This is a genomic window from Sphaerisporangium sp. NPDC051011, assembly GCF_040653595.1.
Taxonomy (GTDB): Bacteria; Actinomycetota; Actinomycetes; order Streptosporangiales; family Streptosporangiaceae; genus Sphaerisporangium.
Map to the genome: position 1 here is coordinate 233192 of NZ_JBFAGG010000010.1, position 14711 is coordinate 247902.

The following is a 14711-nucleotide window of genomic DNA, read 5'->3' on the forward strand; positions in this document are numbered from 1 at the left end:
AGAAAGCGTGAACAGCCCGGACGCCCCGGGTAAAGTCCGCGCGTCGACCAACCCGCCGGATGACACAGTTGTCGTCGTGACCAGTGATGACGACGCTGCTGCCTCCGCCGGCGGCGGCCAGAAGCCCGGAGGCAACGCGGGCCCGGGTGAGAACGGCGAGGGCAGGGACGCCACCATGCGCATCCGCTCGTCCGCCGTGCCCGAAAACTCGTGGTCGCCCTCCTCCTCAGACGGCGCGGGGGGCGGCCCGACGAGGCCCTCCCAGAAGCCTCCGTCCGCCCCTATGCCGCCCTCCTCGGCCTCCATGCCGTCCGCGCCCCCACGCCCGGGTCCCGGCGGCCCAGGGGGCCCTGGCGCCCGCCCGTCCACCGGTGGCAGGCCCTCCGGCCCCGGCGGCGCGCCCAAGCCCGCCCCCGGGAACGTCTCGGCCCTGGCCACCCCGGAGCCGATCGTCGGCCAGGAGCGGCGCGACAAGCCCGCGCCGCTGAAGGCCCCCCGCAAGGCCCACCTCGTCCTGCGCAGGGTGGAGCCCTGGTCGGCGATGAAGTTCAGCTTCGTCGTCTCGCTCGTATGCTTCGTGGTCCTGTTCGTGGCCGTCGCCGTCCTGTACGGCGTGCTGTCCGCGCTCGGCGTCTTCGACTCGATCGTGAACGTCGTGACCCAGCTCACGGGCGCCGACGGCAAGAACAACAGCGGCATCGACATCAAGTCCTGGTTCGAGCCGGTGCGCATCCTCGGCTACACCGCCCTGCTCGGCGCGGTGAACGTCGTCCTGATCACCGCGCTCTCCACCCTCGGCTCGGTCATCTACAACGTCGCCTCCGACCTGGTGGGCGGCGTCGAGGTGACCTTCAGCGAGGCCGAGTAGACCTGAACGCCCGTGGCCAGGGGGCTGCCGCCCACCGGTATCACCACCCGACGGCACCCCCAAGCCCCGGCCGCCCGCCCGGTAACGACTCCATCCCGTTGGCGCGCGCGGCCCCAGAGCACGGTAAGCTTTTCCCTGTCAGAGAGACGATTCGCCTCAGCCCGACGAAGACGATAGTGTTCTCTGCACCGCACAACGGGGCTATAGCTCAGACGGTTAGAGCGCTTCCCTGATAAGGAAGAGGTCCCAGGTTCAAGTCCTGGTAGCCCCACCAGCCAAAACGCCCCGTACGGATCAACGTATGGGGCGTTTTACTGCAACGGCCCCTGAAACAGGTCGTTGACCTTGCGAATCGCGCTCTCCCGGCTTTCCTCGTCCCCGTGCGTGTAGATCTCCATCGTGACCGAGATCCGGCTGTGCCCGAGGATCTCCATCGCATCCCGAGGCGCCACACCGAGCTTCTTGAGCAGTGACGCCGCCGTGTGCCGAAGATCGTGCAGCCGGATCGGCCTCAGCTCCTCGTCCGAACGGTCTTGAGGATAGCGACCCGCACCGCCGGAGGTAATCCCGATGGATCACCACAACACGCACTCGGTCAGCGTGGCAGGCGTGATCATCGACGACCAAGGCCGCGCCCTCCTCACCCAACGCCGCGACAACGGCCACTGGGAAGCCCCAGGCGGAGTCCTCGAACGCGACGAGGACATCATCACCGGCCTCCTGCGCGAAGTCCGCGAGGAAACCGGCCTCGACGTCGAACCCGTCACCCTCACCGGCGTCTACAAGAACATGACCCGCGGCATCGTCGCCCTGGTCTTCCGCTGCAAGCTCATCAGCGGCCACCTCACCGAAACCGACGAGACCCGCTCATTCCGCTGGGTCACCGCAGACGAGGTCCGCACTCTCGCATCCGAGGCATTCGCCGTCCGCGTCCTGGACGCCATGCGCAACGACCCGACGCCGGCGATCCGCCACCACGACGGCACCCACCTGCTCTGAACCAGTCGCCTGACAAGCACTCAGGATCTTGCCGCAAGCACGCGCCGCCGCTGGGAACGCCCTCGAAAGATCTCGACCAGGAGCATCTCAACCTTCGTGGGTCTCGTCCCTCTCCAGATTCCCTGTCCGGCGAGCGGACCCACCAATGCAACAGCAGCACGCCCACGAGCCAGAAGAAGCCAGCCACCACAGCAACCGCAACCAGATATGTCATGGTGATTCTCTGCGGACCTTCAGTAGTCGTCGGCCACGCGAATCACGAATCAACCCACCACGAAGCCCGTCAATCCGAGCAGCGCCTTGCGCGCCTCACGGTCCATGCCATGGCACCACCTTCGAGACGCGCATGATCGTCCCATTGCCATCATGCCAGGACTAGGCAAAGTCCAGAGTTTCGAAGCTGGATAGGCTGGGCCGCGAACTTATCCCACTGGTCTCCCGCCGCTATGGCCGAGCATGGGTGGCCGTCAATCCCATACAGGTTCCGATCGCGCTGTGGTTGGTCACCGTACGGGTTGAGGGCGATCGAATGTCCGGGCTTCGTCCCTCAGTCCCGGCCCACCGAGCACGGCCACGCGATGACGGCCCTTGCTGTACAGATGAGCTCACGTGGAACATCAAGCGAACTGGGCTGTGTGACAGAATCCCCAACATGCTGGATACGGTAAGCAAAAATGATCTTGTGGGTATTTTCTACTTCACTCTCGCCCTGGTCAACGCTGGTTTGGCGCAGGGCAAGTGGCGTTCAGGCTTCGGTTGGTGGTTGATTTCTCTCTTTCTCGGGCCAATCGCAACTCTGCTTATCGTGGTTCTCCCGCGTCCGAAGCCCTACCGCGCCAATGACGAGTGACGGCCCCGAGTCAGGTCCTCAGGAAATCGCGGGTTGCAGTTCAGGGTGGTCCGCGTATGCCCGTTGACCTGCATTGAACTGCCTGGAACCGTGATCGTCCGAGCTTTTAATACGTAGGTTCCCGGGTTGGGTTCCCTGTCACGTAGGGGTGCGGACGATCTCCGGTGCTGTCCAGCCTCCCGGCGTCGTGCCCGATCGCCTACGGCCTGGCGTGCCAAGCTGTACCCCTGGCGGCGCAATGCCGGAGACCGTCCTTGATGAGAGTAGCCTCGTGCCCGTCGCGTGTCCCGATGGGGCGGGAAAACACCGGGGAACAGCGGGGAGTTACGGGGAACTCGACTGATGCCCTGAGCTGTGGTTTCGCAGGTCGAGTCTCTTGGCGCGTCGCCAAAGTAACGATCATCACCAACAATGCGCGCGCCTCAGGCAAGAAGGCCGACTACTGATCAGAGGGGGCAGGCGCGTCTCGTGCCGAGGATCTCGCGGCCCCGGGCCGGTGTGATCAGCCGGGCGGTCCGGGGGTCGGCCAGCAGGGAGATCGGCGCGAGATGGTCATCGCTCATGGGCCGCCACAGTGACAGGGCGTCCCGCAGGAGCGGCCAGGCGTCGTCCCCGGCGGGGTCGGCAAGGACCGCGCGTACCGCGGCGTCGAACTCGGGGTTGCCGAACCGGACCCGGAAGCCGGGTTCGGCCGCACGCCTCCGGTGGTCGGCGATCAACCGTTGGACGCGGTCGGAGCCGCGTTTCATCAGACCGGCGACGGCGGATTCTGTGCCCTGGCCACGGGCGCGTTCGTGCTGAACGAACAGGTAGGGCAGGGTCTCCGCCGTGAAGAGGTCCTCGTCCAGAGTCCAGGAGAGGTGGTGACCTCCTGTGAGGAGATGGCCGAACCGGTTGGCCGCGTCGGGGTGGCCCAGCATGGCCGACATCTGGAACAGCAGGAAGTTGGCGCGGTCCCGGCCAACGCGCGATGCCTCCTTCAGCAGCGCCAGGGGTTCGTCCACCTCGCCCGCCAGACTCGCCAGCCGGGCCTGCTCGACCTTCGTGTCCCACTCGCGCTGGGTCTCGCACCGCGGGCGGTCCAGAGCGTGGAACCCGGCATAGAAGTCGTACATCTTCTCGTAGAAGGAGTCATACCGCTCCGGCCCCATCGCCGTCCACGAGAACATGTCGTAAGCGGCCCACTCACCGCGCTCGTCCACGTCTCCGGGATCGAGGAAGACGACACCCGCGTCCGCCTCCAGTGAGATCAGCAGCGACCGGGCGAGAACCGCTCCCTCGCCGGCCTCGTCGTCCGTATCGTCGTAGAGCTCGGCCATGAAAGGGTCCAGGTCGCGCATCCACCCGATCTCGTCGGTATCACGTAACCGCCACACGAAGTTGCCCGCGTGCCGCCAGCCGTTGGTGACCAGGAGGAACTCCCGGAACGAGGGCGGCAACGTGCACCCCAGACGCCTCTCAAGAGCCTCGACATCTTCAGGAGAGGCGGGGGGAAAGCCCAGCCACGGATCGGCGCCCGGTTCTTCGGCCGGATTCGCGATCTGCCATTCCTCGCTCCAGCGCTTCAGGAACGGCTTCCAGGCGGTACGGTCCACGGGCACTCCTTCACACGTCGGTCACGGCACGCTCATCCCAGCAGAGGCCACCGACATTCAGGAGATCCCCCGGGTGGACCTTGACCACGGCCCGCGCCTTGACCGCATCACTTCGAGGCGTGGGCCGCCGGGGTGGGGTGGCGGCGGGGTGAGGTGGTCAGGAGAACGATCGATGCCGAAGCCTTCAGTGCCAAGGCGAGAAGCCCGATAGGCGTGTTCGGACCCTTCGGCGCAATCTGTCCGCCTTTGTGCCGTGCCATCCTGCACGACCTGCGACGCCTTCGCTGAGTGGCTGGAAATCCAATATCGAAAAGTATCAGGCCTACAGGCCGCCCGTTGATGGTCAGGCGGTCAGGTCGCCGAGGGCGGGGCCGTCACCTCGGTGGTCAGGTTGGGGGGCATTGTGCCGCCGAGGATTTCGAGGGTCGCCGGGCCGTCGGGGGGGATGGTGATGGTGCCCCAGGCGGTGCCGGCGACGAAGGGGTAGCGGTCGGGGCGGCGGGTGACCTGGAGGTGGGCCGTCGTGGCGTCGTAGCGGAAGCCGGTGTACGCGTCGAGCAGGGACCAGCCGGCCATGGCGCGCACGTAGTGGTCGCCGCACTCGATCTCGTTGAACGGGTTGCGGCGGGTGCCGTCGTAGCGCTCCCGGATCGCCCTGACGATCCGCAGCGCCTCGTCGGTGAGCCCTTCGTACAGGCAGTGGGCGGCGACCTGGTACTCCACGCCGGTCCACACCTCGTCGCTGTAGCGCAAAGGCACGACCGGACGGCCTCCGTGCGGCCAGCTGCACACCACGAGCCCGGTCTCGTCGCCGTCGGCGAAGACGCGGTAGCCGTGCTCGGTGAACCCGGTGCGCAGGTTGTACCGGACGATCGCGGCGAGCGCGGCGCGGACGCGGCCCGGGGGCAGGATGTGGCCGAGGCCGAGCTGGTGCGCCCACCACTGGCCGAGGAGCTGGTCGGACAGGCAGCCGAGGCCGAAGTCGTAGGCCTCGCCCGTCACCGGCTGGGAGTAGTACTCGCCGTTCCACAGCAGCTTGTCGTAGTTGTCGCGCGCCACCGCGAACCGATCCTCGTACGCGGAGGCGGCGGCCGGTTCGACCAGCTCGGCCATCGCGCGCATCGCTCGCAGCGCGGCCAGCCACAGCCCGCCGACGAACATGTTCGGGCCGTGCAGGCTGATGTCGTAGGTGACGGGCTGGTCGCCGCGCAGGACTCCGTCGCCGACGTGGTCCCAGGTCGTCGTGACGTGGTCCATGAGGCGGCGCAGGGCGGGCCAGTGTTCGCGCAGCCAGGTGTCGCCGGCGCCGTCGAGCACCGAGCGGTAGGTCTTGAGGACGGCGCCGAGCATGCCGTCGAGCGCCGGGCGTTCCGGCCCGCCGATGGCCACGTCGTGGAGTTGCGGCAGGTACAGCGGCAGGACCACCCGGTGCGGCAGCGACCCGTCCGGCGCCTGGACGGAGAACTCGGTCTCGCGCATGCTGAGCCCGAGGTCCGGGAAGAGCCGGGCGAGGGCCTGCTCGTAGTTGAAGACGTGGTTGCAGTTGAGCGGGCAGGATCCGCCGACGTCGCCGTTCCAGTTCCGGGTGGAGGCGCCGAGCGTGCCCTCGAAACCGTAGGCGCGCCCGTCGGCGGTGCGGAACAGGGTGGGCGAGCGCACGAGGGTGCCCTGGGCGGAGACCACTTCGCGCAGTTCGTCCGGCAGGTCGCTGCCGGCGACGACGGCCCGGCGCGGACGGTGGTCCTGCGCTCGCCCGCCAACTGCTCGCCGACAAGGATCATCGGCGTCTTCGACGAGGGCTGCATGGGCATGTACAACGCCATCATCGACGACGAGCTGCTCAACCCCATCGGCATCTACAAGGAGCGGCTCTCGCAGAGCGCGCTGTGGGCCGAGATGCAGACGGTGTCCGACCAGGAGGCGGACGCGGTGGGCCGCTGGCTCCTCGACAAGGGCATGACGTTCCGCCTCGGCACGGACGAGGCGACCGAACTCACCGAGGCGCAGCTGCGCTGGCAGTACAAGATGTACATCGCGGCGCTGCGCATCAGCGACGACTTCGGTCTGGACGCGGTCGGAATCCAGTACCAGCAGGGGCTGAAGGACCTCTCGCCGGCGTCCGACCTCGCGGAGGGCATCCTCAACAACGTCGACCGCCCGCCGGTGACCTCGCGCGACGGCGCGCGGGTGCTGTGGGACGGTCAGGCGTTGCCGCACTTCAACGAGGCCGACGAGGGGGTCGCGGTCGACGCGCTCGTGACCAACCGCCTGTGGACGGCCATGGGCCTCGACCCGGCGACCACCCTCCACGACGTGCGCTGGGGCGAAGAGTACGACGGGCGGTTCGTCTGGGTCTTCGAGATCTCCGGGTCGGTGCCGCCGTCGCACTTCGCCGACGGGTACGCGGGCGCCGTCGGCCGGCGGCAGGACCCCGTTTACTTCCCGCTCGGCGGGTCGACCATCAAGGGCGTCTGCAAGCCGGGCGAGATCGTCTGGAGCCGGGTGTTCGTGCAGGGGGGAGCGCTGCACGTCGACCTCGGCCGGGCCTCGGCGGTCTCGCTGCCGGACGAGGAGACCGAACGCCGCTCCCAGGCGACCACGCCCGCGTGGCCGATCATGCACGCCGTCCTGCACGGCGTGAGCCGCGACCAGTTCATGGCCCGGCACAAGGCGAACCACCTCAACGTCGCCTACGCCCCGGACGCCGAGACGGCCGACAAGGCGCTCGTCGCCAAGGCCGCGCTGTTCGCCGAGCTGGGCCTGCACGTGCACCTGTGCGGGGAGACCTACGTGGCCTGACTCTTGGAGAGCGCTCTCCTAGCTTGCCGGCCGGAGAGCGCTCGGGCGGATCCTGTCGGGGACTGACCGTGGCCAGGGGTGGGTGTCAAGACCCGACCTTGATAACGCTTCAATAACAGCTCGGCGAGAATGTGGTTTCGGAATGGCGCTGGGGGTTTTCAATTTCCGTCTTAAATGAGTGGTGGACACGCTCCCACGGGGATGCTGTTCGCGTGCACGGAAAGCGAAAGTAGGTGGGGTGCGCACCACTGGTTTCACGTGATGTCAACGGCGCCGGGCCCATATTTCGGCCTCCGCCGGTGGCCGATAGCGGGATTCCGAAACTCTGTGATCCGGGCCCGCGCGTACGCCTCGCCGTGCTCACGTGCACTCCTCCGACCTGGAGGCCCTGGGTGCACGCGAAACGTCCCGGCGATCTGACAGATTGTTACCTTAGTGCAGTAAGAAAGTCGGAAAAGGTGCTTAATGTCCGGGAAACAGCCTTAATGTCAGACAAGCTTGTCATGATAAATCCGGTGACATTACGTGCTTTGTCGATTTCAACCATTGCAAAGCAGACAAGATCGATTCACGATTCTCCACGTGGGCTGTAAAGATCTCATCAGCCCACGCCATCTCCCGGCGGTTGATCCCCGCCCGGCGTGAAGGAGAATGTGTGTTACGCACACCCCGGCACTGGCGAACGATTCTGACCGGAGCGGTCGCCACCCTCGCGCTCATGTTGCCTCACGGCGCGGCCCAAGCCGCGCCCGCGCCCGAGCCCGACAAGATCGACAAAGCCGTCATGGCGGACCTGTCCGCGGACGACAAGGCGACCTTCTGGGTCCGCCTGAAGAGCAACGCCGACCTCAGCGCCGCCCACAGGGCCACGACCAAGACCCAGAAGGCGCAGCAGGTCTACAAGGCCAAGACCGAGATCGCCACTTCGTCCCAGGCGAACCTGCGCAAGCTGCTCACCTCCGCGGGCGTGGACTTCACCCCGTTCTGGATCTCCAACGCCGTCCAGGTGACCGGCGACGCCAAGCTGGCCGGGGAGATCGCGAACCTCGCCGAGGTGAAGAGCATCGAGCCGACCCACGTCACCAAACTGCCCGACCCGATCCCCGGCAGGCCGGTGGCCCAGGTCAACGCCGTCGAGTGGAACATCGACCGCGTCAAGGCGCCCCAGGTGTGGAGCGAACTCGGCACCCGCGGCGAGGGCATCGTCGTGGCCAACATCGACACCGGCGTGGACTACACTCACCCCGCGCTGGCCGCCCAGTACCGGGGCAAGAAGGCCGACGGCACCGTCGACCACAACTACAACTGGTTCGACCCCGCGGGTGTCTGCTCCAGCTCGGCGCCGTGTGACAACAACGACCACGGTACGCACACCATGGGCACGATGGTGGGCTCCGACGGCGGAGCCAACGAGATCGGCGTCGCCCCCGGAGCCAAGTGGATCGCCGCCAAGGGCTGTGAGTCCAACTCCTGCTCCGACGCATCGCTGCTCGCCGCGGGCCAGTGGGTCATCGCGCCGACCGACCTGAGCGGGCGGAACCCCCGCCCGGACCTGGCGCCGGACATCGTCAACAACTCCTGGGGCGGCTCCGGCTTCGACCCCTGGTACAAGGAGACCGTCGAGGCGTGGATAGCGGCGGGCATCTTCCCCGCCTTCGCCAACGGCAACGTCACCGGCGCGGGCTGCAACTCCAGCGGCTCGCCGGGACAGTACATCATCAGCTACAGCGCGGGCGCGTTCGACAGCAACAACACGATCGCGACCTTCTCCACCCGCGGCTTCGGCGAGAACGGCGAGATCAAGCCCAACATCGCGGCGCCCGGCGTGAACGTCCGCTCGTCCGTCCCCGGCGGGTACGACTTCTTCTCCGGCACCTCGATGGCCTCCCCGCACATCGCGGCCACCGTCGCGCTGATGTGGTCGGCCTCCCCTGGCCTGCGCGGTGACATCAACACCACGCGCGAGCTGCTCGACGGCACCGCGATCGACGTCAACGACACCCGCTGCGGCGGCACCGCTGCCGACAACAACGTCTGGGGCGAGGGCCGCCTCGACGCGTACGCCGCCGTCCGGGCCGCCCCCGTCGGTTCGCTCGGCGGGCTCGCGGGCACCGTCACCTCCGGCGGCACGCCCGTCGCCGCGGCGACGCTCAGCGTGACCGGCCCGATCAACCGTACGGTCACCACCGCCGCGGACGGGACGTACACGCTGCCGCGCCTGCTCACCGGCGACTACCAGGTCACCGTCACCAAGTACGGCTACCAGACGGCCACCGCGACCGTCACCATCGTCGCCGACCAGACGGTCACGCAGGACGTGACGCTGACGGCGCTGCCCTCCGGGACGGTGTCGGGAACGGTCACCGCCGCCGGCGCGCCCGAGGTGGGCGCCACGGTGGCCGCCGTGGGCAGTCCGGTGACCGCGACCACCGACGCCGCCGGCCGGTACTCGCTCACGCTGCCGGAGGGCACCTACGACCTGAAGGTCACCCCGCTCTCCCGCTGCGCCGACGGCCTCACCGTGAACGTCGCGGTGAGCGGCACGGTCACCAAGAACGTCGACCTGCCGCGCCGCATGGACACCTTCGGCTACACCTGCGCCGACGCCACCGCGCCCTTCGTCGCGGGCACCGACAAGCAGGCGATCACGGGTGACGACGTCGCCCAGCCGATCGCGCTGCCGTTCACCTTCCCGTTCTACGGCACCGGCTACACCGGCGGCTTCGTCAGCAGCAACGGGTTCCTGAGCTTCACCGCGAGCAGCACCGCGGCCAGCAACGGCTCCCTGCCCTCCTCCGCCGCGCCCAACGGGGCCGTGTACCCGTACTGGGACGACCTGGTGCTGGACGACCAGTCCGGCGTCTACACCGCCACCACCGGCACCGCCCCGAGGCGCACGTTCGTCGTCGAGTGGCGCAACGCGCGCTTCTACTCCGACGCGAGCCTGCGCATCACGTTCTCGGCGCTGCTCGGCGAGGACGGCTCGATCTCGTACCGCTACAAGGGCATCACCAGCGAGCGCCACGCCGGCACCAGCGCCACGGTCGGCGTCGAGAACCCCGCCGGCACCGACGCCCTGCAGTACTCGTACAACGTCGCCGCGCTGCGTGAGGGCCAGAGCCTGACGTTCACCGCCAGCCGCCACGGCCTGCTGTCCGGCACCGTGAGCGACGCCAACGACGGCAGGCCGCTCGCGGGCGCGACGGTGAAGGTCGGCGACCTGGCCACCTTCACGACCGGGGACAGCGGCACGTGGCTCGGCCAGATCCCGGTGGGCGACTACCAGGTGACGGTGTCCAAGGCGAACTACGGCACCTTCACCCAGAGCGTCACCGTCACCGCCGGAACGGTGACCCCGGTCGACACCGCCCTGGCCACCGGCCGCGTGACGGCCTCGGCCGCCGATGTGACGCTGGTCATGCCCGCCAACGCCACCCGGAGCGGGACCGTCCAGCTCACCAACCTGGGCGGCTCCACGGCGTACACCGTCGTGACCGACCCGGCGCAGAGCTGGCTCACCGTCACCCCGGCGGCGGGCGACCTCGCCACGGGCGCGTCGGTGACGCTGAAGGCGACCGCCTCCAGCACCGGCGTCCAGCCGGGCACCGTCCGCACCGGCAAGCTGCTGGTGCGCTCGGCCAGCGGCCGCAACCCGCAGATCGAGATCGCCGTGAACGTCGTGGTGCCCAAGCACCAGGTCGCCATCGACACCGGCGCCACCAAGGATCTCGTGGACGCGGTGGGCGACCGGTGGACCGCCGACCGGAAGTACACCACCGGCGGCTCCGGCTACGTGGCGTCCATCAACAAGACCGCCACCACGACCAAGACGATCAAGGGCACCACCGAGCAGGAGCTGTTCAAGAAGGCCCGCGAAGGGATGCTCGAGTACCGGTTCGACGGGGTGCCCAACGGCACCTACACCGTCGAGCTGGGCTTCGCGGACATCAAGGACACCCGTCCGGGCAAGCGCGTCTTCGACGTCATCGTCGAGGGCCAGCTCGCGATCCCGGCGCTCGACCTCGCCCTGGAGGTGGGCACGTACACCGCCACCACCCGGTCGTACACCGTGAAGGTCACCGACGGTCAGCTCAACGTGCGGTTCGCCGAGCGGGCCGGTGACACGATCGTCAACGCCATCCGCATCTCCGAGCGTCCGGACAAGGCCACCCCGTAACGGCCTGACGGACCACCACCGGCCCGTCCCGCCCGGCACGGCGCGGGACGGGCCGGTGGCCTTTTCCGGCACGGCCACCGCTGCGATTTCGCGGCGGGATCACCCCGTTCTGGGCCGGGTCAAGTTGGGGTTTGGGCGGTATGAATGGATAAATGGTGAAATGGCGGACCGGAGGCGGAGCAGTCAATGGATGAATCGCGGGTGGACGCCTACCTCGCGCGGATCGGCGTCCCGCGGCCGGCGGCTCCCGGCGTCGAGGCGCTGCGGGAGATCCACCGCGCCCATCTCATGTCGGTGCCGTTCGAGAACCTGAGCATCCACCTGGGACAGCCCATCGTCCTGGAGGAGGACCTGCTGGTCGCGAAGATCGTCGACCAGCGGCGGGGCGGCTTCTGCTACGAGCTCAACGGCGCCCTCGCCGCGCTGCTCACCGCCCTCGGCTACCATGTGACGCGCCTGGCCGCGCGGGTCTTCGGCGGCGACCGGCGGCCCGGGCTCCCGTTCGACCACATGGCCCTGCGGGTCGACCTGGACGAGCCCTGGCTGGTCGACGTCGGGTTCGGCGCCTTCACCCACTACCCCGTGCGCCTGGCGGACCGCGAGGAGCAGCACGACCCCGGCGGTGTCTTCCAGGTCACCCCGGGTGGCGAGTACGGCGATCTCGACGTCCACCACAACGGCAGCGTCGAGTACCGCCTGGACGCCCGGCCGTACGAGCTGATGGACTACCTGCCGACCTGCTGGTGGCACCAGACCTCGCCGAACTCCCATTTCACACGTTCGCTGACGTGCTCGCGGCTGACCGAGACCGGGCGGGTGACGCTCAGCGGCGCCAAGCTCATCCACACGGTCGGCGGCGAGCGCGAGGAGGTGACGCTGGAGAGCGACGCCGAGATCCTGGAGGCCTACCGCACCCACTTCGGCATCGTGCTCGACCGGGTGCCGGTCGTCGCGAACCCGCCGGTGCCCACGGGCTGATCACTCGGCCGGCGGCGGCACCCGGGCCCCGGCCTGGGCGAGCAGGGCGGCTAGTTGCCGGGCGTTGGTCTGGGCGTAGTCCCGGTAGCAGTTGTTCATGAGCACGTGCGTGACGGACGTCCCCTCGGCGAGCTCGCGCAGCTTCGGCGTCCACTTCTTCAGCTCCTCTTCGCTGTAGAGATAACCGAAGCGCTCGTGGATGTCGTGGCTGGTCCACTTGTCGCTGTGCCCGTGGAACCGGACGACCTCCAGGTCCGCCGTGGCGGCGACGACCGGCGGGATCGAGTCCGGGTAGCCCTGGGGCATGTCCACGTTCACGTACGGGATGGCGTACGAGCGCAGGAAGTCCAGCGTCTCGTCCCTGTTCTCCTCCGACATCCATGTGCGGTTGCGGAACTCGACCGAGATCCTCAGCGGCTCGGCGCGGCGCTTGCACTCCAGGATGTAGTGCTTGTTGGCCTTGCCGATCGGGAACCAGCGCGGGAACTGGAACAGCACGGCCCCGAACTTCCCCGCCTCCCACAGCGGCAGCAGCGCGGACAGGAAGCGTTCCCACACCTGGTCGGCGACCTCGGGCTTCACGTCCCGTATGTACAGGTTCTTCTTGTCGGGGACCTCGCCCCGCAGGTCCCCGGGCAGCGCCCCCGGGCGGGTCGGGTGGCAGGTGAGCAGCGAGAACGCCTTGACGTCGAACGTGAACCCGGGCGGGGTGCGCTCCGCCCACAGGCGCGCGGTCTCCTCCCCCGGCGTCGCGTAGTACGTCGAGTCGACCTCCACGAGCGGGAAGCGGCGCGCGTAGTACCGCAGCCGCTCCTCCGCCGTCGTGACCTCGGGCGGATACCAGCCGGACGCGAGCAGCGTCCTGTCCGTCCAGGACGCCGTGCCGAGAAGGATCTCCCCCATGCGGTCAGCGCGCCCCGTGCCCCGCCCGGCGGCCGAGGATGTGGTAGGTCTCGCCGCGGCCGATGTACCGGACCCGGTCGGACAGGCCGAGCAGGTCGACGTGGCGGCGGAAGTCGTCGAGGCCCGAGCTGAACGCCTCGTAGTCGTCGTAGTGCACGGGCAGGTTGTGGCGCGCGCCGATCAGCCGCACCCAGCGCGCGCCCTGGTCGCCGTCCATGGTCACCAGCAGCGCCCCGAGGATCTTCGTGCCCCCGAGGTGGACGATCGCGACGTCGATGTCCGGGAACCGGTGGGGGATCGCGTTCAGGCGGTCGTCCAGAATCGTGTCCCCGCTGATGTGCATGCGCAGGTCCAGGCCGCCGTCCAGGTCGCCGTGGCCGAACTCCAGCATGCTGCCCATCACGGGCGGCAGCAGGCGCTCGGCCGCGCCCGGCGCGTGACGGGCGGGCAGCGACGTGATCCTCAGCGTGGCGTCGCCCCGGCGCAGAAGGTGTTCCCTCCAGGTCTCCAGGGCGACGACGTTCATGAACCCCTTGCGCGCGAGCCGCGCCGCGGCGTGCGGGGTGGTGATCACGGGCACGCTCTTGTCCAGCCCTCGGGTGGCGTAGCGGTCCCAGTGGTCGCCGTGCATGTGGGACAGCACGATGGCGTCGAGCTCGGGCACATGGCCGACCTCGATCGCCGGGTTCGTACGGCGGCGCGTGGTGATGCCCCAGCCGAGGTAGGCACGCTGTCCTCGATGCAGGAAGCTCGGGTCCGTCAAGATGGTGAAGCCCTGGCAGCGGATCAAGGTCGTGGCGTTTCCGATGAAGAAGACGCTCGCCTCGGCAGGATCGGCCATGGGAATCCCTCCCGTCTCCTGATATTTCAGGTTAAGCACACGGGCGGACGCCGGTCCGGCTCGGGGGCGGTATGAGCCCGGCTCAGAGGCCGTCAGGTGCCGAGGAACACCGTCTCCTCCTCCCCCTGCAGCCGGACGTCGAAGCCGTAGACGCCGGCGGACCGCTCAAGGGCGATCAGCGTGGCCCTGCGCCTGGGGTCGAGCGTGTCCAGGAGCGGGTCGGGGCCGTCCTGCAGGTAGATCCGCGTCAGCATCGGCCGCAGCAGGCCGCGGGCGAAGACCAGCAGCAGCATGTACGGCACACTCGGCCGGATCGTACGGAAACGGTACAAGCCATCCGGCGTGGTGGCGCACCGCCCGAAACCCGCGGTTCCCGTCCCCGTCCGCAGCAGGATCCGCCGGGTCCCCATCGTCCCCATCCACAGCTCCAGCAGCGCGTCGGGCACCGGCTCCCCCGCGCCGTCCAGCACCCGTCCCCGGATCTCGATCGCCCCCGGGTGGCCCTCGGGCACCAGCTCCCAGTCCCCGTCGTACGGGAGGTCCTGGGAGAAGAACGGGCCGAAGGTCTTCGAAGGGGTCGGCGCCATGGGCGCGTCCAGCGAGCCTTCCTGATACATCAGGCCTCCATGGGGGTACGGCCGAGCACGATGTCGAACTGGTAGCCGAGCGCCCATTCCGGGCTGAGATACGGGGGATGGACG

General features: G+C 68.6%; 12 protein-coding genes and 1 tRNA gene. 7 read left to right on the forward strand and 6 right to left on the reverse strand.

The features are described from left to right. The first annotated feature begins 76 nt into the window (after positions 1-76). A complete protein-coding gene (locus AB0H21_RS24140) occupies positions 77-868 on the forward strand; it encodes a DUF3566 domain-containing protein (protein ID WP_358520329.1) in 792 nt (263 codons plus the stop codon). A gap of 197 nt (positions 869-1065) precedes the next feature. Beyond that, positions 1066-1142, forward strand: a tRNA-Ile gene (locus AB0H21_RS24145). A 37-nt stretch (positions 1143-1179) separates the two neighbouring features. Here AB0H21_RS24145 and AB0H21_RS24150 read toward each other — a convergent pair. After that, positions 1180-1440 carry a tyrosine-type recombinase/integrase gene (locus AB0H21_RS24150; protein ID WP_358520641.1) on the reverse strand — a complete coding sequence of 87 codons (261 nt, stop codon included), beginning with the start codon at positions 1438-1440 and terminating at the stop codon, positions 1180-1182. On the opposite strand from AB0H21_RS24150, the gene AB0H21_RS24155 reads away from it, so the two are divergent. Then, on the forward strand, positions 1439-1867 hold the full coding sequence (locus AB0H21_RS24155; protein ID WP_358520331.1) for an NUDIX hydrolase: 429 nt from the start codon (positions 1439-1441) through the stop codon (positions 1865-1867). The genes AB0H21_RS24150 and AB0H21_RS24155 overlap by 2 nt on opposite strands. A 652-nt stretch (positions 1868-2519) precedes the next feature. After that, positions 2520-2717, forward strand: a complete 198-nt coding sequence (locus AB0H21_RS24160; protein WP_358520333.1) for a hypothetical protein — start codon at positions 2520-2522, stop codon at positions 2715-2717. A gap of 446 nt (positions 2718-3163) precedes the next feature. Here the strand turns inward: AB0H21_RS24160 and AB0H21_RS24165 are convergent, their stop codons facing one another. Both AB0H21_RS24165 and AB0H21_RS24170 read right to left on the reverse strand, forming a co-directional pair. After that, positions 3164-4312: an SMI1/KNR4 family protein gene (locus tag AB0H21_RS24165; RefSeq protein WP_358520335.1), complete on the reverse strand. Its 1149-nt coding sequence runs from the start codon at positions 4310-4312 to the stop codon at positions 3164-3166. A gap of 351 nt (positions 4313-4663) precedes the next feature. Then, positions 4664-5995, reverse strand: coding sequence for a GH116 family glycosyl hydrolase (locus AB0H21_RS24170; protein WP_358520336.1), 1332 nt, complete (start codon positions 5993-5995; stop codon positions 4664-4666). A 54-nt stretch (positions 5996-6049) separates the two neighbouring features. On the opposite strand from AB0H21_RS24170, the gene AB0H21_RS24175 reads away from it, so the two are divergent. From AB0H21_RS24175 to AB0H21_RS24185, 3 genes are all read left to right on the forward strand, one after another. Then, entirely contained in the window at positions 6050-7111 is a 1062-nt protein-coding gene (locus tag AB0H21_RS24175) for a hypothetical protein (RefSeq protein WP_358520338.1), read from the forward strand. Between the two features lie 655 nt (positions 7112-7766). Continuing rightward, a complete protein-coding gene (locus AB0H21_RS24180; protein WP_358520341.1) occupies positions 7767-11288 on the forward strand; it encodes a S8 family serine peptidase in 3522 nt (1173 codons plus the stop codon). A gap of 186 nt (positions 11289-11474) precedes the next feature. Next, positions 11475-12266 carry an arylamine N-acetyltransferase gene (locus AB0H21_RS24185; RefSeq protein WP_358520342.1) on the forward strand — a complete coding sequence of 264 codons (792 nt, stop codon included), beginning with the start codon at positions 11475-11477 and terminating at the stop codon, positions 12264-12266. Here AB0H21_RS24185 and AB0H21_RS24190 read toward each other — a convergent pair whose 3' ends face one another. The 3 genes from AB0H21_RS24190 to AB0H21_RS24200 all read right to left on the reverse strand — a co-directional run bounded on the left by AB0H21_RS24190 (position 12267) and on the right by AB0H21_RS24200 (position 14627). After that, positions 12267-13169: a DUF72 domain-containing protein gene (locus AB0H21_RS24190; RefSeq protein WP_358520345.1), complete on the reverse strand. Its 903-nt coding sequence runs from the start codon at positions 13167-13169 to the stop codon at positions 12267-12269. A gap of 4 nt (positions 13170-13173) precedes the next feature. After that, positions 13174-14010, reverse strand: coding sequence for an MBL fold metallo-hydrolase (locus tag AB0H21_RS24195; RefSeq protein ID WP_358520348.1), 837 nt, complete (start codon positions 14008-14010; stop codon positions 13174-13176). A gap of 92 nt (positions 14011-14102) precedes the next feature. Next, positions 14103-14627: a protocatechuate 3,4-dioxygenase subunit alpha gene (locus AB0H21_RS24200; protein ID WP_358520350.1), complete on the reverse strand. Its 525-nt coding sequence runs from the start codon at positions 14625-14627 to the stop codon at positions 14103-14105. Between the last annotated feature and the right edge of the window lie 84 nt (positions 14628-14711).